At 56.8% G+C, this 25,366-nt stretch carries 17 protein-coding genes; 15 read left to right on the top strand and 2 right to left on the bottom strand.

The features are described from left to right. The 7 genes from ABIZ35_RS23100 to ABIZ35_RS23070 all read left to right on the top strand — a co-directional run. On the top strand, positions 1–2,080 hold a 2,080-nt coding region (locus ABIZ35_RS23100; RefSeq protein WP_348222289.1), incomplete at its 5' end, for a polymorphic toxin-type HINT domain-containing protein. Continuing rightward, complete coding sequence (locus tag ABIZ35_RS23095) at positions 2,074–2,706, top strand: T6SS immunity protein Tdi1 domain-containing protein (protein ID WP_348222288.1); 633 nt, start codon at positions 2,074–2,076, stop codon at positions 2,704–2,706. The genes ABIZ35_RS23100 and ABIZ35_RS23095, both read left to right, overlap by 7 nt. Positions 2,707–2,930: 224 nt before the next feature. Continuing rightward, positions 2,931–4,022: a DUF1573 domain-containing protein gene (locus ABIZ35_RS23090; RefSeq protein ID WP_348222287.1), complete on the top strand. Its 1,092-nt coding sequence runs from the start codon at positions 2,931–2,933 to the stop codon at positions 4,020–4,022. Between the two features lie 26 nt (positions 4,023–4,048). Further along, entirely contained in the window at positions 4,049–4,684 is a 636-nt protein-coding gene (locus tag ABIZ35_RS23085) for a redoxin domain-containing protein (protein ID WP_348222286.1), read from the top strand. Between the two features lie 631 nt (positions 4,685–5,315). Beyond that, a complete protein-coding gene (locus ABIZ35_RS23080) occupies positions 5,316–6,797 on the top strand; it encodes a hypothetical protein (protein WP_348222285.1) in 1,482 nt (493 codons plus the stop codon). 136 nt (positions 6,798–6,933) lie between these two features. After that, on the top strand, positions 6,934–8,067 hold the full coding sequence (locus tag ABIZ35_RS23075; RefSeq protein ID WP_348222284.1) for a family 43 glycosylhydrolase: 1,134 nt from the start codon (positions 6,934–6,936) through the stop codon (positions 8,065–8,067). Further along, positions 8,054–9,751: a right-handed parallel beta-helix repeat-containing protein gene (locus ABIZ35_RS23070; RefSeq protein ID WP_348222283.1), complete on the top strand. Its 1,698-nt coding sequence runs from the start codon at positions 8,054–8,056 to the stop codon at positions 9,749–9,751. Before ABIZ35_RS23075 ends, ABIZ35_RS23070 begins: the two co-directional genes overlap by 14 nt. Positions 9,752–9,831: 80 nt before the next feature. Here the strand turns inward: ABIZ35_RS23070 and ABIZ35_RS23065 are convergent, their stop codons facing one another. After that, the gene (locus tag ABIZ35_RS23065; protein WP_348222282.1) at positions 9,832–11,805 is read right to left on the bottom strand and encodes an FG-GAP-like repeat-containing protein; all 1,974 of its coding nucleotides are present in this window, start codon (positions 11,803–11,805) and stop codon (positions 9,832–9,834) included. A 358-nt stretch (positions 11,806–12,163) separates the two neighbouring features. Beyond that, entirely contained in the window at positions 12,164–13,045 is an 882-nt protein-coding gene (locus tag ABIZ35_RS23060) for an AraC family transcriptional regulator (RefSeq protein ID WP_348222281.1), read from the bottom strand. Positions 13,046–13,189: 144 nt separating this feature from the next. Between ABIZ35_RS23060 and ABIZ35_RS23055 the strand changes: the two genes are divergently transcribed. The 8 genes from ABIZ35_RS23055 (at position 13,190) to ABIZ35_RS23020 (ending at position 25,328) form a co-directional block, all read left to right on the top strand. After that, a complete protein-coding gene (locus ABIZ35_RS23055) occupies positions 13,190–14,209 on the top strand; it encodes an aldo/keto reductase (RefSeq protein ID WP_348222290.1) in 1,020 nt (339 codons plus the stop codon). Beyond that, positions 14,206–15,267, top strand: coding sequence for a zinc-binding dehydrogenase (locus ABIZ35_RS23050; RefSeq protein WP_348222280.1), 1,062 nt, complete (start codon positions 14,206–14,208; stop codon positions 15,265–15,267). The genes ABIZ35_RS23055 and ABIZ35_RS23050 overlap by 4 nt, the downstream gene beginning before the upstream one ends. Before the next feature lie 131 nt (positions 15,268–15,398). After that, entirely contained in the window at positions 15,399–17,228 is a 1,830-nt protein-coding gene (locus ABIZ35_RS23045; RefSeq protein WP_348222279.1) for an ABC transporter ATP-binding protein, read from the top strand. Next, entirely contained in the window at positions 17,221–19,038 is a 1,818-nt protein-coding gene (locus ABIZ35_RS23040; protein WP_348222278.1) for an ABC transporter ATP-binding protein, read from the top strand. Before ABIZ35_RS23045 ends, ABIZ35_RS23040 begins: the two co-directional genes overlap by 8 nt. A 184-nt stretch (positions 19,039–19,222) precedes the next feature. Continuing rightward, complete coding sequence (locus ABIZ35_RS23035) at positions 19,223–21,481, top strand: sugar-binding domain-containing protein (protein ID WP_348222277.1); 2,259 nt, start codon at positions 19,223–19,225, stop codon at positions 21,479–21,481. Between the two features lie 157 nt (positions 21,482–21,638). Further along, positions 21,639–22,649, top strand: a complete 1,011-nt coding sequence (locus ABIZ35_RS23030) for a LacI family DNA-binding transcriptional regulator (protein ID WP_348222276.1) — start codon at positions 21,639–21,641, stop codon at positions 22,647–22,649. 163 nt (positions 22,650–22,812) lie between these two features. Then, positions 22,813–23,589, top strand: a complete 777-nt coding sequence (locus ABIZ35_RS23025; RefSeq protein ID WP_348222275.1) for a DUF1559 domain-containing protein — start codon at positions 22,813–22,815, stop codon at positions 23,587–23,589. A gap of 212 nt (positions 23,590–23,801) precedes the next feature. After that, entirely contained in the window at positions 23,802–25,328 is a 1,527-nt protein-coding gene (locus tag ABIZ35_RS23020; RefSeq protein WP_348222274.1) for an RICIN domain-containing protein, read from the top strand. Positions 25,329–25,366: the final 38 nt, after the last annotated feature.

The raw sequence follows: 25,366 nt of genomic DNA, 5'->3' as shown, positions 1-25,366 counted from the left end.
GACATGGTCATATAACAATAACGACTCGCTGTATCAACAGATCATGCCCGATGGTTTGACGACGACTTATTCCTATCTGGCAAATGACTTCGTATCTGACATTAAGACCACGCGAACAACCGGCGGCGCGACAGTCGCGGAGTTTGGCCCGATCACCTACGACGGCGCCAACAATATCAAATCTCTCATCGCCACGACATCTGGAGTAACTAAGTCAACAGTATATCAATATGATGCACTGGATCGTCTGACAAATGAGTCGACTTCCCAAGGTTCGGGGGCGAACAACAATTACAGCCACGATCAGGCGAATAATGCAAATATTCGTGGATCGAGCAACACCTTCAATCTCAACAATCAGATTGTTGGCCTGAACTATGACGGCGCTGGAAATCAGACGAACGATGTCGGCAACACCCTGGGGTATGACAAAGACAATAATCTGACCTCGTACGGCTCCAGCATCACTGCGGGATACGGCGCAGATGGACAGCGGGCGTGGAAGCAAGTCGTCGGGTCTGCGAACAAGACTTTCTACCTCTATGATGGCTCCGCTCCCGTTTGCGAAATGGACTCTTCGGGCGCTCCTCACTCAACAAGCACCTACGGTCTCGTTGGGCTGGTCTCGCGGGCTACGGACGCGGGCGACATCTACTATAACTTTGATGCACAAGGCAATACCGCCCAGCGTGTCGACGGCAACGGTAACGTCCTAACAAACCATGCGTTCGACGCCTACGGAAAGCAGCTTACCACTGATACAACCGGTGATCCTTATGTTGGGATCGGCGCACAGTTCGGCAACTATAAAGATGTAGAAACCGGACTGTCTCTGATGAGCAGCCGTTACTATAATCCTACTACTGGCCGCTTCATCAACCGCGACCCCATCGGCTACGCCGGCGGACCGAATCTGTACTCATACGCCGACGGCAATCCCTCCAACCGAGTAGACCCGGACGGCACTTGTCCCCTCCTCATTCCCGTTGTCGCAGGACTGGCGGGAGCGGCGTACGGCGCCTGGAAAGCTCACCAGGACGGCACCGACATGTGGGTTGGCGCCGCTAAGTACGGAGCTGTCGGCTTTGTCGCTGGCGGAGTCGGCATGCTCGCCGGCGCCGCCGTCTTAGGAGCTGTGGGCGAAAGCTGCGTCGGCTACATCCTCGCCGGCGCTGCGGACGGCGTCGCCAGTAACCTCACCCAACAGGGTATTTCTCTCATGGCGGGCTGGCAATGCCAGTTCAATCCTTGGGAAACCCTCACCGCCGGCGCTCTTGGTGGCATTGGCGGTAAAGTCTCCGCCATGTTCAAGGGCCTCGGCTGCTTCGTCGCCGGCACCCCCGTCCAAATGGCGGACGGCAGCACCAAAGCCATCGAAAAGGTCAAAGTCGGCGACCTCGTCATCAGTCGCGACGAAAAGACTGGCAAGACCAAAGCCAAACGCGTCACCGACACCATCGTCCACGAAAAAGTGCCCACCATTGCCCTGCACTTTCAGAACGGCGAGACCATCGTCACTACCGCCCCACACCCGTTCTATGTCAAGGGGAAAGGATTTGTAAATGCGGGCGATCTCGCAGTTGGCAACGCGATCGTTACCCGCGCTGGGCCACGCGTTAAAATCATCGGAATTGAGCATCTTGCGGAAGCAAAGGTGTATAATTTCACTGTTGATGGCTACCATACATACTTCATAGGACATAAGAGCGGTGGGTATTGGGTTCACAATACCATATTATGTTTGAACTATAAACCAGGGTGGACACCACTTCAAATTGCTGAAGCAAATGCAAAAGTCGCTGCGCTAGACATATTGGCAAAAGCAGGAGTGTTAGTAAAATCTATAGCGACTCGTGTTGGAACTAGACAAGATCGCATATGGCGAAATGCTGGTAATACTGTCCCTCCTGGTTATCAGGTCGATCACATACATGAGATACAGCTAGGTGGTGCAAACGTTATTGGGAATCTTGCTATTCTTGATGGTAGTGTAAATGGGTCAATAGGTTCGCAGATAATGCATCGGATCAGTGGGTTGAATTATGGAGATGTCATTAGAGGAGTAACTATATCATGGTAAATATTTCGGGTCACGATTTTAAGAGATTCTTTTCTGCATATAAATACGATGGTGAAATACATCTATCTGAGAATCAAACTAGTCCAACACTCAAGTCATCACGTACTTTGCCCTTAAGTTATCAATCTTTCTTGGCCCAGTTGCGCGGGCATTCGTTTAATAATGGAATGCTACGAATACTGAACTCTACAACAACTCCTTCAATCGAAGGGTGGAATAGCCATAGTGGATGGCATAGTACTTGGCCGAAATTGGCTCAAAGATTTTATGTTTTTGGCTATGATTGGATGGGAAATCAATTTGCATTAGATTTTGATCGTATCGATGGCGTTACGGGAGAACCTCTAATTACTGTAGTTATATCCGGAACGGGGGAATTATTGAAGGCTCCTGTGATTTTTCAAAAATTCATGAATACAGACTTGGTGGATCAATCAGATTTTATTATTGGAAGTAGCTACTATAAAGAGTGGCTAGAATCTGGTGGGGCTATCCCACAATTTAATCAATGCATTGGTTATAAACACCCCCTTTCCTTAGGTGGAATAGATGATATAGACAATCTAGAAATCAGTGATCTTGATGTTTATATCCATCTGATGGGGCAAATGAGTGCTATGGGGTAGTTTTCTCTTGACACGATTTATTGTGTTTAATATTGACTTACTGTCGATTCAACAACGGGCAAGCTCAACGTTCTGCGCTGCGGTGCTTCTTATGACCAGTTAATTGAACTAATCAACTGAACGTCTGTACGTTATCGGATCGGCAGTAAGTCAATAGTGTGTCGCTCTGAATTCAGCTCCGTCGCTATCTGTTTATTTATATTATGTTCATGTAAAGCGTGTTTATGTACATCGATAGATCTCCAAGTCGCATTGCTGTGTTAGGTATAATTATTGGATCTCTATTGTTATTAGGCGAAAATATCGCTCTCGCAACATGCAAAAAGACGAACGCTCAGGCAATTGTTTTTGAGTTCGGAGTGCAAAGATATAAACACACTGTTGAGCACGTATTCTTGGTTAAAAACAACAGCTCGGGAGTAATAGCGATTGACCGACTTACTTCTACTTGCGACTGCACGTCTGCTTTTATCGATACCAATCACTCCTCAGCATCACAGACGATACGGCCTGGCGAACGCATTAAAGTACGTGTCACGCTCGATCCTTCACACTTATCGCCGGCGCTGGTCACACGATCTGTCTATGTGATGGCGAAGGGGATGTCAAAGCCGTTTGCTGTTCTGGAGATGACCGGTGTGATCCGCGCGGGCGTGTCGTTTGCGCCGAGGACTTTGGACTTTGGGGCGGCTTCGGCGCGGGCGCGGGTGACGCGGGTGGTGACGGTGACGGTGGATAAGGCGGAGGTGCGGGCGGGGGAGAGTTTGCGGCTGAGACCGTTGGCGCCGGAGGTGGACGTGGCGTCGGATGTGCCGGCGACGCCGATGGGGCAGGGGGCGGCGTATTTGACGGCGCGCCGGTTTATGGTGCGGCTGTCGCCGAAGGCGCGGCTGGGGCTGATGAATGAGCAGATGCAGCTGGAGGCTGTGGACGCCAAGGGCGCGGCGCGGAAGCTGGGCGAGCCGATGTCGGTGTTTGGGCAGGTGATTGGGTCGGTGCAGGCGAACCCAGAGGTGCTGGCGTTTGGCGTTGTGAATAAGGGCGAGCCGCAGACGCGGGTGGTGACGGTGCAGGGGATTAAGGCGGCGGATCTGGCTGCGGTGAAAATCGTCTGCTCCAGCCCGGCGCTGAAGGCGGAGATCCAGGCCGCGCCAGTAGGGCTGCCTGACGACTATGCGCAGCTGTCCGTGACGATGAGCGGCGCTGCGCCGCTCGGCGGGTTTCAGGGCGAAGTGACGGTGGTGACGCCGAAGGGGGAACAGCTCGTGCTGCCCGCCTACGCACAAGTACAGGAAGCAGTCGCGGGGAAATCCTGAACTTATGGGACAGAGAGCGAAATGATATGTTCTTAATTGACCTTCAGCGGGCGAGCTATTGGGCGAGCGCTGTTCACCATAAGGCCGATCGGGCGGCGGTTATCGTGGAAATAACGCTGCCATTGCCGGAGCAGGGCGAACTTGTCCATTTGCCGATCTCTTCGCTGCCAGTCATGAAAACGGATGGGAATAAGGTAGACCTAGCCGTCCGTCCCGGATGGAAGGTCATCTACTTTTGGAGTGCGGCCTGTCCCTGTGTCTCCGCCTGCGAGCGGTATAGCTTTATCCCACTGGCGAAGCAATACCAGGGCAAAGTCGCCTTTTATGGAGTTGTCTCGGGCAGCTACGATCTTTCGCATGGCGCGTTGTCCCTTCAGAAAAGCATTGGCGATCGAAAGCTGCCCTATCCCATATTTCTGGACAAGACCCACGCCACCGCGCTTGCGCTGCACGCCCAGGTCACGCCTCAGACGTTCCTCCTCAACCCAAAGAATGAAATTGTATTCTCCGGTATGCCCGACGACTCGCGGCGATACCTGGCGGGCGCCGGCAAGCCTGGGGTAACACAGACTTACTTATCCGACGCGCTCGCTCAGGCGCTGGCGGGCAAGCCGATCACGCAGCCCAAGACAGAAAACCAAGGGTGTATCATTTCCTGGTAGCTTGTAAGATTTCGTGGTACGCCGTTCAATCACTGATTTTTGGCGCCGACCCTTGAACGAGAGGGCATCATCCCTTCGCGCCATCGCGGTTCTTGAAGCCCGCTAAAGCGAAGTCTCGGCCATTGTTCAGCACATTTGCTGAGCGCGTTGCTGCTAAGAGCAGGCGCTCTCACTGGCGAGATCGACAGGTCGGTGCTCGCGTTTCGCTTCTTCAAGGTATAATCGCTCCAACTCTTAAGTTCTTCAACCCAAAAAAGACTTATGTCTTTGTTTGAATCCGGGGATAGCGCCAGATTGTGGTTCTGGAGGTCGTGGGTTCGAGCCCCATTAGCCGCCCCAGTGTAAAACACGAACGGCGAAAGCATAATGCTTTCGCCGTTCGTGTTTTTTTTGTTGCCCCTGCTTCTTCTCGTTCGGCGAGCTCGTATTGCGTCGGTGGATGTGGCTTGACTGATGAATTAAACTTTGATCGCGTTAATACTCCACAATCACAAGGTGGTTGAGAAGGTATACTCTCACCCGCCAGGGCCATAGCACTGCTTCCGTTTGCTGAAGGATATTCTGGGTATCTATCTCAAAATTATCGGCAAGCTAATTCCAACCATCGGGGCCAGCGAACATGCGGATGTCTTTGCAGCGATCCACTTTAGCAGTGATCTTGTCGTTCTTATTACTGACTTCGTCGGCGTGCGCCGCCTGGTGCGATCGGCTGCCACTGTCGAATTCCAATTGGCCTCATGCGCCGGACGACCGCGTCAATAAGGCGTCCATAGAGAAGCTAATCGACCAGTTCACAACGATCACGGACGACAGTTTTGCCTGTTTTACGACATCTCCCTCGTTCGTATTCTATCCCCTGGAAGATGAGGCTTCGGAGGCGCATCCGCCTGAGTCCATGCGCAACTTGATTGCCATTGGTGTTCGCGCGGTTCCAGCCCTCTTGGATCACCTCACGGATGCGCGGCCGACTCAACTGAAACTCAAAACCGGATTCTCACATTACTGGTCAGGGAATGAGTTTGACGTTCGGCCTTACGATCGGAATCCGAAGCCGGCCGGAACGAGGAAAGATGGTCAGCCAATAGGGGGTATCACCACTCATACGGTGACAGTCGGCGATGTCTGTTATGCGACGCTTGGTCAGATTGTAGGTCGCAACTACATCGTTGTGGAACATATGGACGGCTCTTATTCGATGGTCAATTCTCCGACCAGCACGCCTGCCATTGCGGCGGCGGCGAAGTCGGAGTGGGCGGGGTTAACTCGGCAAGACCACATACGGAGCTTACTCGCCGATACATATTCCGGCGAGACGCCGACTGAAGCGCTTAAGCGCCTTTGCTACTATTACCCGGCCGAAGGCAAAGCTGCCGCCCTAGCAATGCTGTCGCGACCGATATGCGACTACGATGTGACCGCCAACTTCGTGGATAACAGCCTTCTTGAAATGCCCACCTTCGAGGAAAAGGACATCATATCGATTAAGACGCTTCGAAATGCATTATCACATCCGTCCAGTCGGGCCGAAAAATATCTTGCACGGAAGATGGAAGGGGCAAGTTACCTGAGAGAACGGCGCCTGCGCCCCGTCGATGTCGTAAATACGATATCGAGTCTCCTTAACCATGCGATGGTGCTGCCGATCTACACCTCGAAGCCGTTTGCACACGTATCGCTGCGCCCCGAAACACGCTGCATGCTCGCCGCTAAGCCTAGGGGCTTCGAGTTGATGTGCGCGAATAGAAAACTGTTGGAGGACTTGTTCCCGCAAGAGCTAACAAGAAGGTCCTCCCCAAGCCGCGAACCGGCAGTTTGGAGTTCACGGCTCGAAAGTTTTGTCAAAAAGAACGGCCAGGCATATGCAGACTATGTCTGGCAATACCTCAGACCGCGAACAGTTCATCATGCTTACGACAACGGGGCCGCCTTGTCAGAGCGTGCTGCGCAGATACTTCACGCCCTCTATCCCAACAGAGATGTTACCCATCCCATCTTTACGAACGCCGCCGACCACAGAGATCAGGAGGACTTGTTAACCGATCTTCAGGCGTTCCATGATCCAGACTTGGATAACGCGACAGTCACGCTGCGAAAAAGTATTGGGAATAAGTGACGTTTTGCTGTCTCCTCCATTTTGATTGACAATATTTCATTGATTTGATATATTGTCCGTACATTTACGTCTCGCTGATTGCTATTAAGGCGAACCAGGACAAGATGGGTAAGATTTTCCGAGATGAGGCGTTGTGATGATTCTGTGTAAAACCATTCCTGCCGTGCTTATCCTGGCGCTGCTGGCGACGAGCGGCGTGCAGGCTGCTCCGGCCACGTTTACCTACTCCAATCCGATTGGGTTTCAATACACGACTGAGCATACGATAGACCAAAAAGAACTGCGCGATCCGTGCATCATTCGCGATGGCGATACTTATTATTGCGTCTTCACGATGTGGCCGTTCGCGAATAAAGAAGACGGTCGGATGTCGCTGCCGGACAATGGCTCGTCGCCGGGGATTCGGATTTACTCGTCCAAGGATTTGAAGAACTGGGCGCCGGGAGAGTGGCTGGTGAAGTCATCGGAATTACCTGAAGACTGTCCGTACAAGCATCGCTTTTGGGCTCCGGAAATCCATAAAATCAATGGAAAGTTTTATCTGATCTTCACGGCGGATAACTGGCTGAAGAAGGAGTACAATCCCTCGGGAGAGTGGGGCTACCACGCCTTTGTCGGCGTTGCGGACAAGGTGACGGGACCGTACAGGCACATCACATATATTAAAGACAGCGCCTGCGATACGACGATCATGGACGGCGGCGACGGCAAAATTTATGCGATCATGCCGTTCGGCGATCTCTTCGAGCAGGAGATCGATCTGAGCCGATTGGAAGAAGACAAGATCACGCTCGGCGAGCGCAAAAAGATCCTGTCGAAGACCAGCGACGATCCCGCGCAGTCGACGCCCAGTTACCTGGAAGGCCCGTGGGGCATGAAGATCGGCAAGCGATACTATGTCTTTTACGCCGAGAATATCGAAAAGGAAGGCTACTGGACCGGCGTCGCCTACGCGGACAATCCCTTGGGTCCCTGGCGCAAGGACCCGCGCGTGAAGCTCTTCGAGGGTGGACACCTCGCGGTGTTCCAAGGTCCCAATGATCGACCCTGGTTCTCCTATCGCGGCGAAAGCGGCGGCCCCGCAGCGGGGCGCCTATGCGCCGACCCATTCACGATCGCCGAGGACGGGACGGTCCAGCCGATTGCGCCGACGACCGGTCCGCAAACCATTACCCTGCCGCCATTATTGAAGCCAGTCGCACCGGCCAAGCATTTCCTTACAGACAAGAAGCGTCCTGATAAAAAACATGGTTCCCATGGCAAATATTGAAGAGTTTCGCTCCTATTTCGGTGCGGGAAATCACGACGCCGCCCCGGCGGTAAACGCGGCCCTCGCCGCCGCCAAAGTCTCTGGCGAGCGCCGTCTCGTTTTTCCCAGGGCGCGTTATGATTTCTGGCCGGATCGGGCGTCGGAACGGTACTGGTTTATTTCCAACAACGACGAGGGATTGAAGAGAGTTGCTTTCTCGCTGGAGGAGTACGAGAATTTCGAGATCGACGGTCAGGGTTCCGAGTTTGTCTTCCACGGCTATGTTCTGCCGTTCACGCTTCAAGGCTGTCGCAATATCACGCTGAAGAACTTCTCGGTCGACTGGGCGCGCACGTTTCATAGCGAGGCTATCGTGCTTGCCGCTCGTGAAGGCAGCATCGATCTGGAAATCCCCGATCAGTTTCCGTACAAGATCGAGCACGATCGTCTGGTCTTTACGGGCGAAGGCGATGTGACATACGGTATCGAGAATATGCTGGAGTTTGACACCGAAAAACGCGAAACGGCGTTCGGCGTCTTCGATAACTTTGGCGTCTGTGAGTGGCATAAGGCCGAGGAGATCGGCCCGCGCCAGGTGCGTCTGCACGCGAAGTTCAGTACGCTGCCCACGCTGGGAAACACGATGGTGATTACGGATGGAAAGCGTCTCTGCCCGGCGATCACCATCGATCGCAGCCAGCACGTCACGGTTCAGAATGTCACGCTGTATCACTCAGGCGGCATGGGGCTGATCGCCCAGCACAGCGCGGATCTGAATGTTTCGAATGTGAGGGTTACTGCGCGGCCTGGAAGCGGCCGGATGATCTCGCTGACCGCTGACGCCACGCACTTCGTCAACTGCGCCGGCGAGATCACGCTGGAGGACTGCGTTTTTGAAAATCAAATGGACGACGCCACGAACGTCCACGGAATTTACGGTCGTATCAGCGCCGTTCTTTCGCCGACCGAAATTGAGTTCGAGCTCGTCCATCCCCAGCAGCGCGGAATGGATATCTTCGCCGCCGGAGACCCAATCGAGTTCGTGCGCCACACGACTCTGGAGACCTATCACGAGAATACAGTCTCTTGCGTGGAGGGGCTCAACAAACAGTTCACGCGGCTCACGCTCAAATCCCCGCTGCATCCAGACGCCGCCGTGAAGGACGCCGTGGCGAACCTGCGCTGGATCCCAAATTTCACGGCGCGCGGAAACCGTTCACGCGGCAATCGGGCTCGGGGCTTCTTGGTGACAACCGGGGGCAGGGCGCTAATCGAGAATAATTATTTCCATATTGCGGGGGCGGCGATTTTGATCGAGGGGGACGCCAATTACTGGTTCGAATCCGGCGCCGTGAAAGATGTCACGATCCGTGGCAACTCTTTCGATCGCTGCAACTATGGAGTCTGGGGGCGTGCGACGATCGAGATCAATGGGGCGATCGAACCCCAATATCGCGGCGCCTCAATGTATCACCGGAACATTCGGATCGAGAATAATATCTTCATGGATTTTCATGGGGCGCTGCTGTCCGCCCATTGTGTGGACGGTCTGACCTTCCGCGGCAACACGGTGCATCGCTCAAATGATTATCCTCGTCGAAATAAAGAGACTCAGCAAATCGCCGTCGATTTCTGCCTGAATACGCTCATGGATGATATAGCCAACAACTCGGACTCCTTGGGAACTCGGGAGACTGCTGGGTAAATTTCACCAAGAGCATGCGCCAGTGTGGACATCGCCTTCAGACAAACAGTAATCCGTTTGTCTGGAGGCGATTTTGCGTATTACCTCGCGCCGGAGACGATCCCGCCCGCTCCCGGATTGAGTGAGAGGCTGCTGCGATGGATCACGTTGACGCTGCTCATCTCCCAGACCTCGACGGGGCCGCCCGCAGCTTGCTGAAAGACAAGGTCCGGGTTTACCTGTCCGTACAAGCTGGTCACCGCGACTACATGCGAGCCCGCCGGCGCAGCTACGGAAATGCTGAGGCCGCCGGCATAAGCCAGCCCATGCATGTACCAGACGACCAGAGTTGGGCCGTTTTGGAATTGGATGTCTGAAGCGCCATCCCCATTATAATCTCCAATCCCTACAACCTTCCATCCCGGAGTTGTCTGGTTCGATGTCGGCCCCCCGCCGATATCCTGTGCTCCGTTCATAAACCGGACCGTAATCGCGCTGCTTGTCTGGTTTTGGAAGGCCAGGTCAGGCTTGCCGTCGCCATTGAAGTCGCCCACTCCAACAACTTTCAATCCGGCTGCGGGAGTTGGGAAGACGGCCGTTTCGGTGATGACCAGAACGTTCAGATACCAGGCCGTCAGCGCGCCCGTCTCCGAGTTCTGAAACAGGAGATCGTTCATACCGTCGTCGTTGAAATCGGCGACGCCCACGACATTCCATCCGGCCAGCGGCGTCGTCGAGACCACGCCGACATTGGTGACGGTTGCGCCATTTACGGTCCACAGCGCCACTTGATGCGTGCCGGCGTTCTGCACGGCGAGAACATTATGTCCGCTCATGCCGCTGCCGCCTTCATAGGCGCCCATCGCCGGCGGGGTCTTTCGCGTCTGCCCGGGAAGATCGGTCGTGATTCCGGGAACCGGAGTTCCGGCGCCGATGCATGGGGAGGTAAACTTCAGGGTTAAGTTGCCGCTTCCCGGATTGATGAACTGCGGATTGACGTTGACATTTCCAGCGCCGGCGTGGCCGCCCTGGATGTCAGAATACGTCGCGGCGATCGATCCAAAGATCTCGCCGCCCGGATCGCCGTAAAGGATGCAGTCCGTCAATACCGACCGGCCGCCGCTGCCGGAATAGGTGTAGTTGTAAATCCCGCCGGCGGCGGCGCTCGCCGCGTTGCCCGAGAGTGAGCAGTAAGTGAGTGTGGAGACGCCGCCGGAGCCAGAGTAGGCGTAGTTGTAGATCCCCGCGCCGTAGACGCCGCTGTTATTCGACAGTACGCAGTTCTTAAAGGCGGCCAGCCCGCCGCTGCCGGAATAAGTGTAATTGTAGACGCCGCCGCCGTTGTTGCCCGCGATGTTGCGCGACAGCGTGCAGTTGGTGAGCGAGGTCCGCGCGCCTGTGCCGGAGTAGGTATTGTTGTAAATACCGCCCCCATTGATGGTGGCGCTGTTTCCCGACACGATGCACTCTGTGAGCGCCGCGTTGCCGCCGGAGCCTGCGTAAGTGTAGCTGTAGACGCCAGCGCCGTTGTAAGCGCTGTTTTTGGACAGGGTGCAATTACGGAGCGTCACTGTCCCGTAATTCAAGATTGCGCCGCCGTTTCCGCTGGCGATGTTGTTCGCCAGCGTGGAGTTGAGCAGAATCAGGCTGCCGGACTCGACCAGGATACCGGCGCCGCCCGTGCCGCCCGAGTCCATTCCATGCTGGATCGTGAGGCCCGAGATCGTCACCGTGGAGCTTGCGGAGTTGATATGAAACGGCCGATACGTCCCATTACCGTCCACCGCGATCAGCGATGCGCCCGGTCCCTGAATGGTTGTCCCCACCGTGATTACGGGAAGCGCCTGAAGTGTGGGACTGAGAATGATCTTGCCCGCGAGGCCCTTCTGGAAGGTGATCGTGCTGCCGGCGCTGGCGTTCGCGGCGGTGATGCCGGCCCGCAGCTGCCCCGCGCCGCCGTTGTCCGCGAGACTGGTGACGTTATAGGTGAGGGCGCGCGAAGGACTCGCGGCAAAAAGTGCGCTGGCGACTGTGAGAAGCAGCGTTGAGATACCGGCTTGGCGTGAATGTTGCATTTGATCTCCTCCTCGGAGAGCAAACCGATGACATCGCAAATCGGAATAGTGGTCCGATGGTGCGACTTCGGGTAATGAGAGAGAAGTGAGTAAGAAGTAACAGAGAGAATGAGGCGTGAGGACGCTCTGTCAGCGTGGCTGACCGTATCTCTTGCTGGCGTGTTCTTCGAAAATCATTGAAAGTGGTGAGGGCGTGAGCGTTAAGCGTCCGGGATTTTATGATCCGCGCTGAACGGTGGCTAGTGGGCCGATGACTGCAAGTGGTTCAACAGGCGGCTTGATCGCAATGCCGCATGTTCCTTCCATCCACTCGCATGTCTATTTATACCAACAAACAGCAAAGTGTAATCTGCGAGATTTAGGAGCGCGATCCGCGCCGGTACGCCGCCGGCGGCGTACCGATTTCTCGGGTGAAGACGCGCGAGAAATAGAAGCGGTCGCTGAATCCGGACTCTTCCGCGATTTTGTCGATGGTGTCTTCGGTGAAGAGAAGACGCTGAGCGGCGTGGGCGACTCGCCGCTTGAGCAAGTACTGGAGGGGCGGCGCGCCGACCGCCTCGCGAAACCGCCGGATGAAGTAATTTTCGCTCATACTGCAAGCCGCCGCCAGATCGCCGATCATTATCGGCTGTTCCATCCGTTCGTGAATATGTTGCAGGGCGGGAAGCACAGGCGCCAGCGCCGCGACCCGACCCCGGCAGCGCTCCACCATTTCCGGCGGCATCGCATTGAAATAATGACCGAACGCCGCGTAAACTAATCCCTTCAGCAGACACTGAACCCCGAAATCTATCCATCCCGACTTTTCGACAAGCAGGCCAAGCTCGAATGTCGCCTCACTGAGATAGGACGTGTGCGGGATCGAGACGGGCTCCTGAAACAGCTCGTGGAAAATGATCGGCGGAAAGCCGCGCAGATCGAAATGGATAAAGAACTGGCGAAGCGACTCATCGTTGTCGCTGGAGAGAGGGATGGCGGATGGGAGCAAATATACTTCCCGCGCCTTCAATGGAATTCGCCGCTCGCCTGATTGGAGCCATCCGCCGGAAACGTCGTTTTGGTAAAGACGCCAGTGGTCGTTGGCGAGCTGAGGGTGACGCCACCAGCCAGGGAGAAGATGATCGCGCTGAGCGCAAAGCAGAACGATCTCCAAATTATCCGGCGACAGCGCATACGGCTGCGGTTCCAGCGACGATTGTTCGGAGGCAGAGGCGCGCTCCCTTGATTTTGCGGATTTCATGGGAAAGTGTGGAATCGTCCATAACGCGGACTGATTTTTCTATAGACGGCTGGGTCTGGCTGATTTATAATATTATCGTTCTGTTGGGTGTTTTCCTTTGTGGGATTCAGAAGGCGCCGCAAATACTCAGGATGAGAATGGATGATGATGAACAGCACTGACAATATCGGAGTCGATCCGGATTCCGTTCCCGCGAAGACGCTCTCCACGGGAGCGCGAATCCCAGCCATTGGTCTGGGAACATTTGGGTCGGATAACTACAGCGGCGATGAGATCGCCCACGCCGTGATCGACGCTGCTTCCGTGGGATACCGGCATTTCGACTGCGCCGCCGTGTATGGGAACGAGCATCTGATCGGCCCCGCCCTGCGGCAGGTCATGCACAGCGGCGTTCGCCGCGAGGATCTCTGGGTGACGTCCAAAGTCTGGAACGACCGTCATGACGACGTAATCGCCTCCTGCGAACAGTCGCTGCGCGATTTGAATCTCGATTTTCTGGACCTTTATCTCGTCCACTGGCCGTTTCCCAATACGCACGCCGCTGGCGTCGATGTCGCATCCCGCGACGCCCACGCCCGTCCCTACATCCACGACGATTATAGGAAGACCTGGGCGCAGATGGAAACGCTGGTCGCACGCGGCCTCGTGCGCCATATCGGCACATCCAACATGACGATCCCCAAGCTCGATCTGCTTCTTCGGGACGCGTCAATCAAGCCGGTCGCCAATGAGATGGAGCTGCATCCCCATTTTCAGCAGCCCGCGCTATTTCAGTATCTTCTGGATCATCAGATCGTTCCGATCGGCTACTCGCCGATCGGTTCGCCCAGCCGGCCCGCGCGGGACCGCACGCCGGAGGATACCGTGGATGTGGAGGACCCCATCATTGTCAAAATCGCCCGGCGCCTGGGCGTCCATCCGGCGGTTGTCTGCGTGAAATGGGCGGCGCAGCGCGGCCAAATCCCGATCCCATTCTCCGTGAAGCGCCCACAGTATCTCACGACGCTCCAGGCGATCGTCGGCGAGCCGCTGACCGAGGAAGAGATGTGCGAGATCGCTGGGACCGATAAGAACAATCGGCTGATCAAAGGACAGGTATTTTTGTGGAAAGAGAATCAGCCGTGGGAAGACCTCTGGGATATGGACGGGGAGATCAAACAATGACGCAGACGCAACCAAAGACGATGACCGGAGTGGTGCTGCCGGGAAACAGCACCGTCGCCTTCCGCGAGCAGGCCGTTCCGGCGCCCGGCCACGGCCAGGTCCTAGTGCGCATGAAGGCGAGCTCCATCTGCGGGTCCGACATCCGGGCGATTTACCGCGAGCACCTGGGCGTGGGCGATGAAGCCTACCGCAATGTGATTGCCGGGCATGAGCCGTCGGGTCAGATTGTCGAGGTCGGCCCCGGCTGCAAATCGTTTGGCGTGGGAGACCGCGTTGTTCTCTATCACATCAGCGGCTGCGGCGTCTGCGAAGACTGCAATACGGGATATATGATCTCGTGCCATTCGAAAAGCCGCGCGGCCTACGGCTGGCAGCGCGACGGCGGACACGCCGAGTATCTGCTCGCGGAAGAGAATACGTGCATCCGTCTGCCGGACAACTTAACCTATGAAGACGGCGCCCTGGTCGCGTGCGGCTTCGGCACGGCTTGGGAGGCGCTGACGCGCATCGGGGTCAACGGCCGAGATCGCCTGCTGATTACCGGCCTCGGCCCTGTTGGCTTGGCGGCGGCGATGCTGGGGAAGGCCCTCGGCGCGAAGCACGTCATCGGCGTGGACACCAGCGCGCATCGCCTTGAGCTGGCGCAAACGCTGGGTCTGGTCGATGACGCCTTTCTTAGCGACGCCGACGCTCTCGGCAAAATCCAGGACGCCACCGGCGGCAAGGGTTGCGAAGCAAGCATCGATTGTTCGGGGGCCGCTCCCGCGCGCAGGCTGGCGCTGGCGGGGACGCGCCAATGGGGACGCTGCGCCTTTGTGGGGGAAGGAAGCAGCGTCGAGTTCGACGTCTCGCCCATGCTGATCCATCCGCAGATCACCCTCTTTGGCTCCTGGGTGACCAGTCTCGGCCACATGGAGGACCTCGTCGAGCGCCTGTCCCGCTGGAACCTGCACCCCGACACGACCGTAACACACCGATTCGCCCTGGATCAGGCCGCCGAAGCCTACAAAATCGCCGACGCCGGCCAGAGCGGTAAAGTCGTGATCGTTTCGGAATGATGGTATAATCGATCCAGCGATCCAAAGTATGCATCGACGGGTGAGAGTGTTATGCTCTCACCCGTTTTGCCGTCTGTCTCCCCATCCTTTACCATCGATTTTTTTAGGGCCATCTTGTGTCAAGGCGAGAATTGAAAACACTGAGCGAGCGGCTGCGTTTTTCCCTGGGACATGTGCTGCATTCCTCGCGGTTCCTGTTTCTTGGCGTACTGGCCGTCTCGGTCATGGGCGGTCTTCTGCCCCTTATTCAAATCTACGTGACAACGAACCTGATCAACGAGTTTGCGTACGATCACATTCATTCTTCGTTACGATCTCCTTCGTTCTTTCAAACTCCGAGCACGCTATTGTGGTTCGTGCTTCTGGTCGGAGCCGTTTGGCTGAACGGTTTCGTGCAGGCCTGCCATCCGTATTTCACCGCTCTCGTGCGTGAGCGTGCGCATCGGCGGCTTCATGACATTTACTTCCGGCATCTTCTCTCGCTCAGTCTCGCCCAGCGGGAAATTCCCAGCATTCAGGACAAGATCCAGGAGGCGAGGCACGGCGTTCGCGTGCTGCCGCAGTTCTGGACGGACGCAACGCTGGGGCTGCTTGCGACGGGATTAGGCCTCGTGGGCATTCTCATCGCCATGGGACGCGTTTCGTGGGTGCTGCCGCTGCTTCTGCTCGGCGTTAGCATTCCCGTACTCCAGTGGAGCATTCGCGGCGAGGAAGAGTTTCAGGAGATCTACTCCATTCAGACGCCGCACAAGCGACAGCTAGACTACTGGCGCCGCCTTCTGACCGATCGGCGGTCCGTGACCGAAGTGCGGCTGTATGGGTTGGAACCCTACTTTCGCGCCAACTGGCTGACGCTCACCCAGGAGCTTTTGAAGGAACTGCGTCAGGGCCGGCTGAAAAATCAGGGCAAATACTTTCTGGAAATTTGCTTTTCTCAGCTCGGTTTTGCGATCGCCATTGTGATCCTGATGTTCGCCGCTCGTCAGGGACGCCTGGATATTGGCTTGTTTGTCGCGCTGATCTATTCCTTGAAACAGTACGATGATATGCTTGCGGATCTCTCTTACAGCATGCAGCTTGCCGTCTCAAAGTGGACAAAGATCGGCGCACTCCATGAGTTTCTGAAGCTGTCTTCTGACGAGACGCATGGAACGGGCAGTGCGCCGGTGGGAATCCGGCAGGGGATCACTTTTGAGAATGTGAGTTTTCGCTATTCAGGTTCTGAAGTGGATTCCGTCCGATCCGTCAGCTTTTGCATTCGCCCCGGCGAGCGGATTGCGCTTGTGGGGGAGAACGGTGCGGGCAAGAGCACGGTCGCCAAACTTCTCCTGGGGCTGTACGCGCCGACTTCGGGACGGATCATCGTGGATGGCGTGGATCTGAGCTCCGTGGACATCACGGATTGGCGGCGCAGGGTGGGGGCCGTATTCCAGGACTTCATGCGCTATTCGCTGACGGTTCGCGACAATATCGGGTTTGGGCGCCTGGAGCGGAGCGCCGACGACGAAGCGCTGGGCAGGGCGGCGGGCGCGAGCCGCGCCGATGAGTTCATTGCCGAATTTTCGGGTGGCTATGACGAGCCGCTGGGCAAGGAGTTCGGAGGACGCGAATTATCGTATGGCCAGTGGCAGAAGCTGGCCATCGCGCGGGCGTACATTCGGGACGCGGAGGTACTGGTGCTGGATGAGCCGACTTCGGCGCTTGATGTCCAGACGGAGTTTGATACCTACTCCCAGTTTCAGGCGGCGGCTCGCGGCAAGACTGTGCTGCTCATCTCGCATCGCCTCGGCTCCGCGCGTCTCGCCGACCGTGTCCTGTATCTCGAACGCGGCGCGCTTCTGGAGGAAGGAACCCACGACGAACTGATCGCGGCGGCGGGACCCTATTCCCACTTGTATCTTGCCCAGGCCGAATGGTATGATGGCGGCGGTGAGACGGAGATGGTGACCGTCGATGCCTAAAAGATTGGACAATACGGTCAAGATGCGCTGGGCGCACGTTCCTCGCTTGATGGCGCTGCTCTGGAAGGTCGGACGCCGGGAACTGACCGTGGTCGCGGCGCTCGCGCTGCTCTCTGGCCTGACGCCCATCGCGCAAATCGCGGCGCTGGCCCGGTTTATCGACAGCGCCGTTCCCCTGATGAAGGGCTCCGCGCCCGTGGTGAGCGCACTCCCCTGGCTGGCGCTTTTGGTCGTCACGCATCTCTTCGGCCATCTTGTGCTTCGCCTGTCCATATGGATTCAAGACAATGCTCAGGAGGCGCTGAAGGCGCGTCTTCAGGAACGGCTGCTCGAAAAGGCCGCGCGGCTGCCGCTCGCAAGCTTTGAAACGCCGGCGTACTACAATCTGCTCCAGCAGGCCCAGAAGGCGCTCGACGAGCATTTGCTCACCCTGCTGGGATCGCTGATGGAAGTCGCCCCGAGCACGATTTCCGTGCTCGGGCTTCTGGTCTACGCCGCCGCAGGCAGTCCATGGTTTCCCCTGCTGCTGATGCTCGGCACGGTACCCGCAGTAATTCTGCGCGTCCGCTTGATGCGCACAATGTTTCTGGTGGAGCGCGAACAGCTTCCCGCCGAGCGCTCCCTATCCTACATCGAGGATCTTCTCGTGTCGCGTCCGGCGGCGGCTGAGATCAAGCTCTTCGCGCTCCAGTCGCATTTGATGGGCAAGCGGTTGCAGCTGTATGATAGTCTGGCCGAGACGCGCATCACTTTGGAGAGCGACCGAGTCAAACAAGGGCTTCGCGCCGATTTCTTTCAATATCTCTCTTTTGGAGCTGTATTGATCGGCGTGCTCAGCCGGCTGGCGCACGGAAGCATTACGATCGGGCAATGCGCCGGCAATATCTCCGCGATCCTGGAGTTCCAGCGGTCTCTGGTCACCCTGTTCTGGAGGATCGCCGTCGTTGACAACGACACGCGCTATATCGCCGATCTTTTCGCCTATCTCGATCTGGACGAAATAAGCGTCGCGCCAAAGACCATGGATGGGGAAGCCGCCGCTTCGAAAGCTGTGAAGCCCGTCCCCGAGATTCGTTTCGAGAATGTCTCCATGCGCTATCCAGGGTCGGAGACGGACGTTCTGACAGAGATCAATCTGACGATCCGTGCCGGTGAGCGCATCGCTCTGGTCGGCGAGAATGGCGCGGGCAAAACGACGCTTTGTAAGCTGATTCTTGGTCTCTATGAGCCGACATCCGGACGGATCCTCGTGGATGGAGAGGCGTCCACGGGCGTTTCGGCGCTGCGTGGTCGTGGAGCCGCCATATTTCAGGAGTTCATGCGGTACGAAGTCACGGTCCGGGAGAACATCGGCTTTGGAGAAGTCACCGCGCTGGACGACGGCGCCCGAATTCGGGCGGCCGCCGCGCGGAGCGGCGTTGCTGCGACGATCGACGGAATGCCGGAAGCGTACAACACGATCCTGGGAAAATCGTTCGACGAAAACGGGCGCGACCTTTCCGGCGGCGAATGGCAGAAGCTGGCGGTCGCCCGCGCGTACTTCCGGGAAGCCGCTGTGCTTGTTCTGGATGAGCCGACATCCGCGCTGGACGCCAAGGCGGAAGTCGTGATTTACCGGCAGTTCGAGGAAATCTCCGCCGGGAAATCCGTGCTTCTGGTGTCCCATCGCCTGGGATGTACGAAGCTGGCGGACCGGATCGTCGTGCTCGAGCAGGGCCGTATCGTGGAGCAGGGGACATATTCGGAATTGCTCGCCCAGGGCGACGTATTCGCGCGTATGTACGCGATGCAGGCGCAATGGTACGTCTGATTTTGTGCATTACTCTGAGCAAATCACGATCGTTTGAGAATTCTCAGTCGAATCCATCAAGTTTTTCGTTGAAAAGATCATTGCGACATTCATAAAAACGTCCTATAATGGGTAGCTAGGATAAGCCGCAAAAGCGCTCGCGCCGTGATCGGGGAGCGCTACTCTAATCAATCAAGGATGCTTTATGAAACGTTCGCATTTCGCGCCTGCCTTCGCGCTGATGCTCGTGGCGGGCTGCGCGCATGCGCAGGATGGCTGGAAACCCGCCCATAGCACGATCGAGACACGGTGGGCCAAAGATGTCTCTCCGACAAACGCTCTCCCCGACTACCCTCGCCCGCAATTGGTGCGCGATCAGTGGCAAAACCTCAATGGCGTGTGGGAGTATCAGCCCGGCGCCGAGGGCGATGCTTTACCCGTGGGTAAAACGCTTAGCCAAAAGATTTTAGTACCGTACGCCGTGGAATCGGCGCTTTCGGGCGTGATGGAGCATCACGATCGCCTCTGGTATCGGCGCACCTTCACGACGCCCGCTTCCTGGAAGGGCAAGGAGCTGATCCTCCACTTCGACGCCGTCGATTACGAGGCGGAGATTTTCGTCAACGGCAAGAGCGTCGGCGTGCACAAGGGCGGCTACGAGGCGTTCGATTATGATGTCACCTCATTTTTGCAGGGCGACGGTCCGCAGGAATTAATCGTTCGCGTATTCGACCCGACGGAAGCCGGCGGACAGCCGCGCGGCAAGCAGACGACCAACCCCGGCGGCATCATGTACACCCCGACCACGGGAATCTGGCAGACCGTTTGGCTGGAACCTGTGTCGAAGACGTCCATCGCCAACCTCAAGATCGTTCCGGATGTGGACGCGAAGTCTGTCCATCTGACGGTCAATACGACGGATATGGCGCCGGGCGTCAAGGCCGTCGTCACGATCAAGTCCGGCAAGTCTGTTGTCAAGACGGTTACTATTGACGCCGACAAAGAGCAGGAAATCGCGATCAGTAAGCCCAAGCTCTGGTCGCCGGACAGCCCGTTCCTGTATGACCTCGATGTCAAGCTCGTCCAGGGCGGCGCGACGACGGATCAGGTCGGCAGCTATTTCGGGATGCGCAAAATCTCCCTCGGCCTGGACAAGGGCGTGCAGAAGATGCTCTTGAACAACAAGTTCGTCTTTGAGATCGGCCCGCTGGATCAGGGCTTCTGGCCGGAGAGCCTCTACACTCCGCCCACGGAAGAGGCGATGAAGGCTGATATCTCGACCATGAAGCAGCTCGGCTACAACATGGTTCGCAAGCACATCAAAATCGAGCCGGCGCGCTGGTACTACTGGACGGACAAGATGGGACTGCTGGTCTGGCAAGATATGCCCTCGCCCAACTCGTACATCGGCAACGCGCCGCCGACCGATCACGCTGCTTTTGAGAAGCAGATCAACCACGTCATCACGACGCACTGGAACTCCCCGTCGATCATCATGTGGGTGATCTTCAACGAAAGCCAGGCCCGCTACGATACGGCCCGTCTGGTCGGAATGGCGAAGACGCTTGACCCCTCGCGTCTCGTAAACCGGGACAGCGGCGCCGGCTACGAAACCAACGACAGCGATGTCGGTGATGTGGACGATGTCCACTCCTACCCGCCACCCGGAGTTTCGGGGCCAAGCGCCACCCAGGCGCTGGCGTGCGGCGAGTACGGCGGCATTGGCTTCCTCGTCAAAGGACACCGGTGGAAGACGACCGACGGCTGGGGCTACACGACCGTTCCCGATCCCAAGGAGCTGGAAGATACCTACGGCGAGTATATGAACATGCTGAAGGGCTTTCGGGATAAGAACGGTCTAAGCGCCGCGGTCTACACTCAGATCACGGATGTTGAGATCGAGTCGAACGGTCTGATGACCTACGACCGCATTCTCAAATGCGATCCGAAGCAGATTGCCCTTGCCAACCACTTCGAGTATCCCGTTCCGGTCTACAAAGAAATCGTGCCGACTTCCGAGAAGTCCGCGCAAACCTGGAAGTACACCACCGACAAGCCCGCGGCGGAGTGGAGCGCGAAGGCGTTCAATGACGCCGACTGGAAGCAAGGCCCCGGCGGCTTCGGCCATTCAGTCGCTTCGGGCAATCCTCTGGGAACGCCCTGGGAAACGAGCGATATCTGGCTGCGCCGCACCTTCACGCTCCCGAAGCTTAGCGCTGATGATCTCAAGCAGCTTCTCATCCGTGACTGTCACGACGAGGATATTGAAGTGTTCATCAACGGCGTTCCCGCCTATTCGCATGACGGGTATATCGGAAACTACGAGAACAAGCCGATCAGCGATCAGGCCCGCGCCGCGCTAATTCTTGACGGAGAAAACACCCTGGCCGTGCACTGTAAGCAAACGACTGGCGGACAGTTTATCGATGTCGGCTTCACGCAGAGAATGCCTGAGAAGAAGTAAGCGACAAAGAAGCTATGGTCTCCCTTTGAGACACAGCTGCAAATACTGGCCGGCGACTATGGATGGTCGCCGGCTTTTTTCATGCCTTCCCTCCACGATTTCGGGATCGCGTTAGGTATCCTTAAGTGGATTACGCATTGAGGCAATGAGAAAAAGTATGGCTGTTACGATCCATGATATCGCGCGCGAGGTCAGTTTGTCGGCGATGACGGTGTCTCGGGTGCTCAATCGCCCGGATACGAGCTCCATTGCGCCGGCGACGCGCGAGCGAGTACTCCGGGCCGCCGCCGAGATGGGGTATCGGCCCAACCGTCATGCGAAGGCGCTGGTCACCAAACGCCTCAATACGATCGCGGTGTGGATCGATCATTTGAACTCGTCGGTGTATTCCCAGATCGCGCACGCCTGCCGGGAAGAAATTCAAAAGTCTGGTCTCCAGGTGGAAATCTGCGAGATGGACTGGCACTTTGGAAACCCTGAGAAGACCCGCCGGTTTGAATGGATGGTGGATGGCATCCTCGCCGTCGATCCGCCGGCGCCGGACCACCTCGCGAAACTGATGGTCAATACGCCGCTGGATCAGATCCCGCGTGTGAATCTGGGCTCCGGGACTCCCGTAATCTGGGAAGGCGACTATGTACGGGTCGATCTTCAAGCAGGGACGCGTGTCGCGATCAAGCACCTACTGGGGCAGGGATGTCGACGGATCGTCTACGTGCTCCCGGCAGGCGCAGACACGCCAGGTATGGGCAACTATGACGCTTACACAGACACGATGCTCAAGGCCGGCTGCACGCCGGAATATCTGTCCCTCAAAGATTTACGTCTGCCAAATGTCCGCGAAGCAGCCCGTGAATACTTCCAGACCCACGGCAAGCCCGACGGCGTGTTCTGTCATTACGACGAGCTGACGATTCCAGTCTTCCGCGCCATCCGAGACCTGGATTTGCGCGTCCCGCAAGACGTTCTGATCGTCGGCTGCGAAGGCAACGAGTTTATGGAATACTTCGATCCGCCGCTCAGCACCGTCGCCATGCCGTCCCGCGAATTGGTGCGACTTGCCTGGGATCTGCTGCAAAACCGAATGGAGCAGCCCGACTCTCCCACACAGGGCGTCACAGTCCCGCACCATTTCTACATCCGCGAATCCGCAATCGCCGTGAAATAAGCGACGCAAAATTCCCTGTTGACAAAAATCGACATTCAAGTTAGAATATGTTTGTTATCGATAACATTGTCATTTTGCAATGAGTAAATGTTCTGTTCTCGCCCTGAAAAGTATGTTTAGCCGTTCGAACATCGTACCGAACGACTGCCTAAGGAGAAAAATCGTGCAGAAAAAATTCGGATTTACTCTTATCGAGTTACTTGTTGTGATCGCTATTATCGCGATTCTTGCCGCGATCCTGTTCCCCGTGTTTGCCAAAGCCCGTGAGAAGGCCCGCCAGATCAGCTGCGCCTCCAATGAAAAACAGTTGGGTTTGGGATTAATGCAATACGTTCAGGATAACGATGAGTGCCTGCCCTATCGCAAGTTCAATGGCGTGCCCGCCATGGCGAATACGAACTGGAAAACCTACATCGAACCCTACGTCAAGTCGAAAGGCGTGTACGTTTGCCCCTCGAACGCATCCACTTCCACGGACAGCGACAACTCGCCTATTCCGCGAGGCTATGCCGTGAACACCTGGGATTTGGCGTTCTTTGTCGAGCCGTTCCAGCCCTTTGTCGACTGCGATCCGACTTTCTATTGCGTTTCCCCCACCAAGATTGCCGCGCTAACCCAGCCGGCTTCCACGGTCGGCGTCGTGGAGTTCAGTGGCGGGTTTGCGGACTATCACGTGACTTCGACGTTTTTGAACTTCTTCAACAGTCCTTCCTCGTGCCTGTTCGCCGGGCATACCGGGCGCGGCAACTTCCTCTTCCTGGACGGTCACGTGAAGGCCATGAAGCCGCTGCAAACCCTGGATGTACAGGACGGCGGCTCGGCCGACACCAACATGTGGACGAACGACGGCTCCAGCTTCACCAGCCACGGCGCATCGAGCGCCGACAGCAAGGGGTTCACGGACCTCAACTACTCGCAAACACTCGCCAAGTATCAGTAAGCCTTAGCGAGAACGCGGTTTTTATCGCGTTCTCGTCCTTCGTCCCACAGCTGGAAGCAATGGTCTAGTCAAGGGTAAACCAGCTGAAGCAGGTTGAGGATTAAGATGGGCCTTCGCCATATTCCTACAGTCTGCTTTAGCTGACTTCCCTCTGATTAGCCCACTGCTTCCAGCTGTGGGAGAGGAGGCCAGATCGAAGGAGATCTATTTTGATGCAGATCAGAAATCAAAAGCGTTTGCGGTTTAGTGCTTTTGTGTCAATTGCTGTTTTATCCGCTAGCCTTTGCCCGGAAGCAAATGCGGCCGCTCCGACCACCGCCGCCGGGTGGACGCAGCTCTTTCAAAACCAGAGCAGCATGACCTGGGATGGCTCGGATCAGGACTTCAGCTATCTCGCCAGTAGTGGCGTGACCTATTGGTCGTTTGGCGATACGGTGCTGGGAACGAACAATGCGAGCGGCGCCTTGAATGGCGGCTGGACGATGGTCGCCAACACCATTCTGACGGAAAAGAATGGCATGTTCGCCGCCGCAACCACTTCCTATCCCTCGATCCCCAACGCCGCCGACGGCAAGAGCTACTGGGCCGACGGCGTGTTTGAAGCGAACGGTTATCTGTACGCCGTCGCGCAAAAGCGAGATAACGCCGGCATTTGTTACGGCATGCAGTTCGCAAAGTTCCAAATGCAGCCGGGTGGGGCGCTCACGTTTGTTTCCATGATCGATACGCCCGCGACAGGAGTGGGAAGCGGTATTGGCCCCGCATACTCCCAGTTCAGCAACGATACCGTGGTTGCGGACGGATTTGTGTACGTCTATGGATCGTCGGATACGACGGATCAATACTCTCCCCGGCGGCAGCACGTGGCGCGTATTCCCATTGCCTCCGTGGACAGCAAAAGTGCTTGGACCTTCTGGAACGGCTCGGCGTGGGTGACGGGCGGCATGTCGCAATGTGCGTCCATTCTCGACGACGGCATTACGAGCGCCCATCGGATCGGCGGAAAGTGGGTGCTGATCCACAAGCCATTCGGCCCCTATAGCCCGGACGTCTACGCCGAGGTTGGCGACGCGCCGACCGGACCCTGGACGCGATACTTCCTGCTCTCCGATCCTAACGTCACGGGGCAGCCGGTCGGGCAAAACTACAAGACGTACTATCCCGAGCTTCACCCCGAAAAGGCTCTTGCTTCCGGCAAGCTGCTGCTCTCCATCTCTCATGCCGGCGACACCTGGAATGACGAGTTTGCCAACCCCGGTCTTTACAAGCCCCGCTTCTTTGAAATCTCCCTGCCGGGCGTCATCGCCACCGGTACGACGCATCAGCTTGCGCCGAAGAACGCCCTCGGCTCTCGTCTGGAGGAGTACGGGACCAGTCAAGCCAGCGGGACAGCGGTCGATCTCTGGGCGTCGAACAACAACGCCAACCAGAAATGGAAGTTCGATTGGGTCGGCCCCGACCTCTGGGAACTCACCCCACAGTCCGCGCCGGCGCTGCGCCTCACCGTACCGGGAGCGGCGAACGCCAATGGAGTCAAAACCCAGGTCTCCACGGCCAATGGCGCCAGCAGCCAGCGCTGGACCATCACCGGCCAGGGCGGCGGCTACGTCAGCCTGTTCCCGCAGTGCGCCCCTGGCAAAGCGCTGGACCTCGACGCTGGCAACAGCGCAAACGGAACGAAGATCCAGATTTGGGATTACTTCCCAGGATGGAACGAGCAGCTTTGGCAGGTTCAGTAGGATTAAGATCCCCCCGGCCCCCACTGGGGGTGCAGACC

This window comes from Capsulimonas sp. (assembly GCF_039929585.1).
Classification (GTDB): Bacteria; Armatimonadota; Armatimonadia; order Armatimonadales; family Capsulimonadaceae; genus Capsulimonas.
The sequence above is the reverse complement of the archived record's forward strand: the minus strand, read 5'-3'. Positions and strand labels throughout refer to the sequence as shown.

Excerpts from the sequence above, each read along its gene's own strand:
- ABIZ35_RS23035 (WP_348222277.1), top strand. The coding sequence starts at position 19,223 with ATGAAACGTTCGCATTTCGCGCCTGCCTTCGCGCTGATGCTCGTGGCG.
- ABIZ35_RS23060 (WP_348222281.1), bottom strand. The coding sequence starts at position 13,045 with ATGAAATCCGCAAAATCAAGGGAGCGCGCCTCTGCCTCCGAACAATCG.
- ABIZ35_RS23065 (WP_348222282.1), bottom strand. The coding sequence starts at position 11,805 with ATGCAACATTCACGCCAAGCCGGTATCTCAACGCTGCTTCTCACAGTC.
- ABIZ35_RS23055 (WP_348222290.1), top strand. The coding sequence starts at position 13,190 with ATGATGAACAGCACTGACAATATCGGAGTCGATCCGGATTCCGTTCCC.
- ABIZ35_RS23075 (WP_348222284.1), top strand. The coding sequence starts at position 6,934 with ATGATTCTGTGTAAAACCATTCCTGCCGTGCTTATCCTGGCGCTGCTG.
- ABIZ35_RS23020 (WP_348222274.1), top strand. The coding sequence starts at position 23,802 with ATGCAGATCAGAAATCAAAAGCGTTTGCGGTTTAGTGCTTTTGTGTCA.
- ABIZ35_RS23095 (WP_348222288.1), top strand. The coding sequence starts at position 2,074 with ATGGTAAATATTTCGGGTCACGATTTTAAGAGATTCTTTTCTGCATAT.
- ABIZ35_RS23085 (WP_348222286.1), top strand. The coding sequence starts at position 4,049 with ATGTTCTTAATTGACCTTCAGCGGGCGAGCTATTGGGCGAGCGCTGTT.
- ABIZ35_RS23030 (WP_348222276.1), top strand. The coding sequence starts at position 21,639 with ATGGCTGTTACGATCCATGATATCGCGCGCGAGGTCAGTTTGTCGGCG.
- ABIZ35_RS23040 (WP_348222278.1), top strand. The coding sequence starts at position 17,221 with ATGCCTAAAAGATTGGACAATACGGTCAAGATGCGCTGGGCGCACGTT.
- ABIZ35_RS23090 (WP_348222287.1), top strand. The coding sequence starts at position 2,931 with ATGTACATCGATAGATCTCCAAGTCGCATTGCTGTGTTAGGTATAATT.
- ABIZ35_RS23050 (WP_348222280.1), top strand. The coding sequence starts at position 14,206 with ATGACGCAGACGCAACCAAAGACGATGACCGGAGTGGTGCTGCCGGGA.
- ABIZ35_RS23070 (WP_348222283.1), top strand. The coding sequence starts at position 8,054 with ATGGCAAATATTGAAGAGTTTCGCTCCTATTTCGGTGCGGGAAATCAC.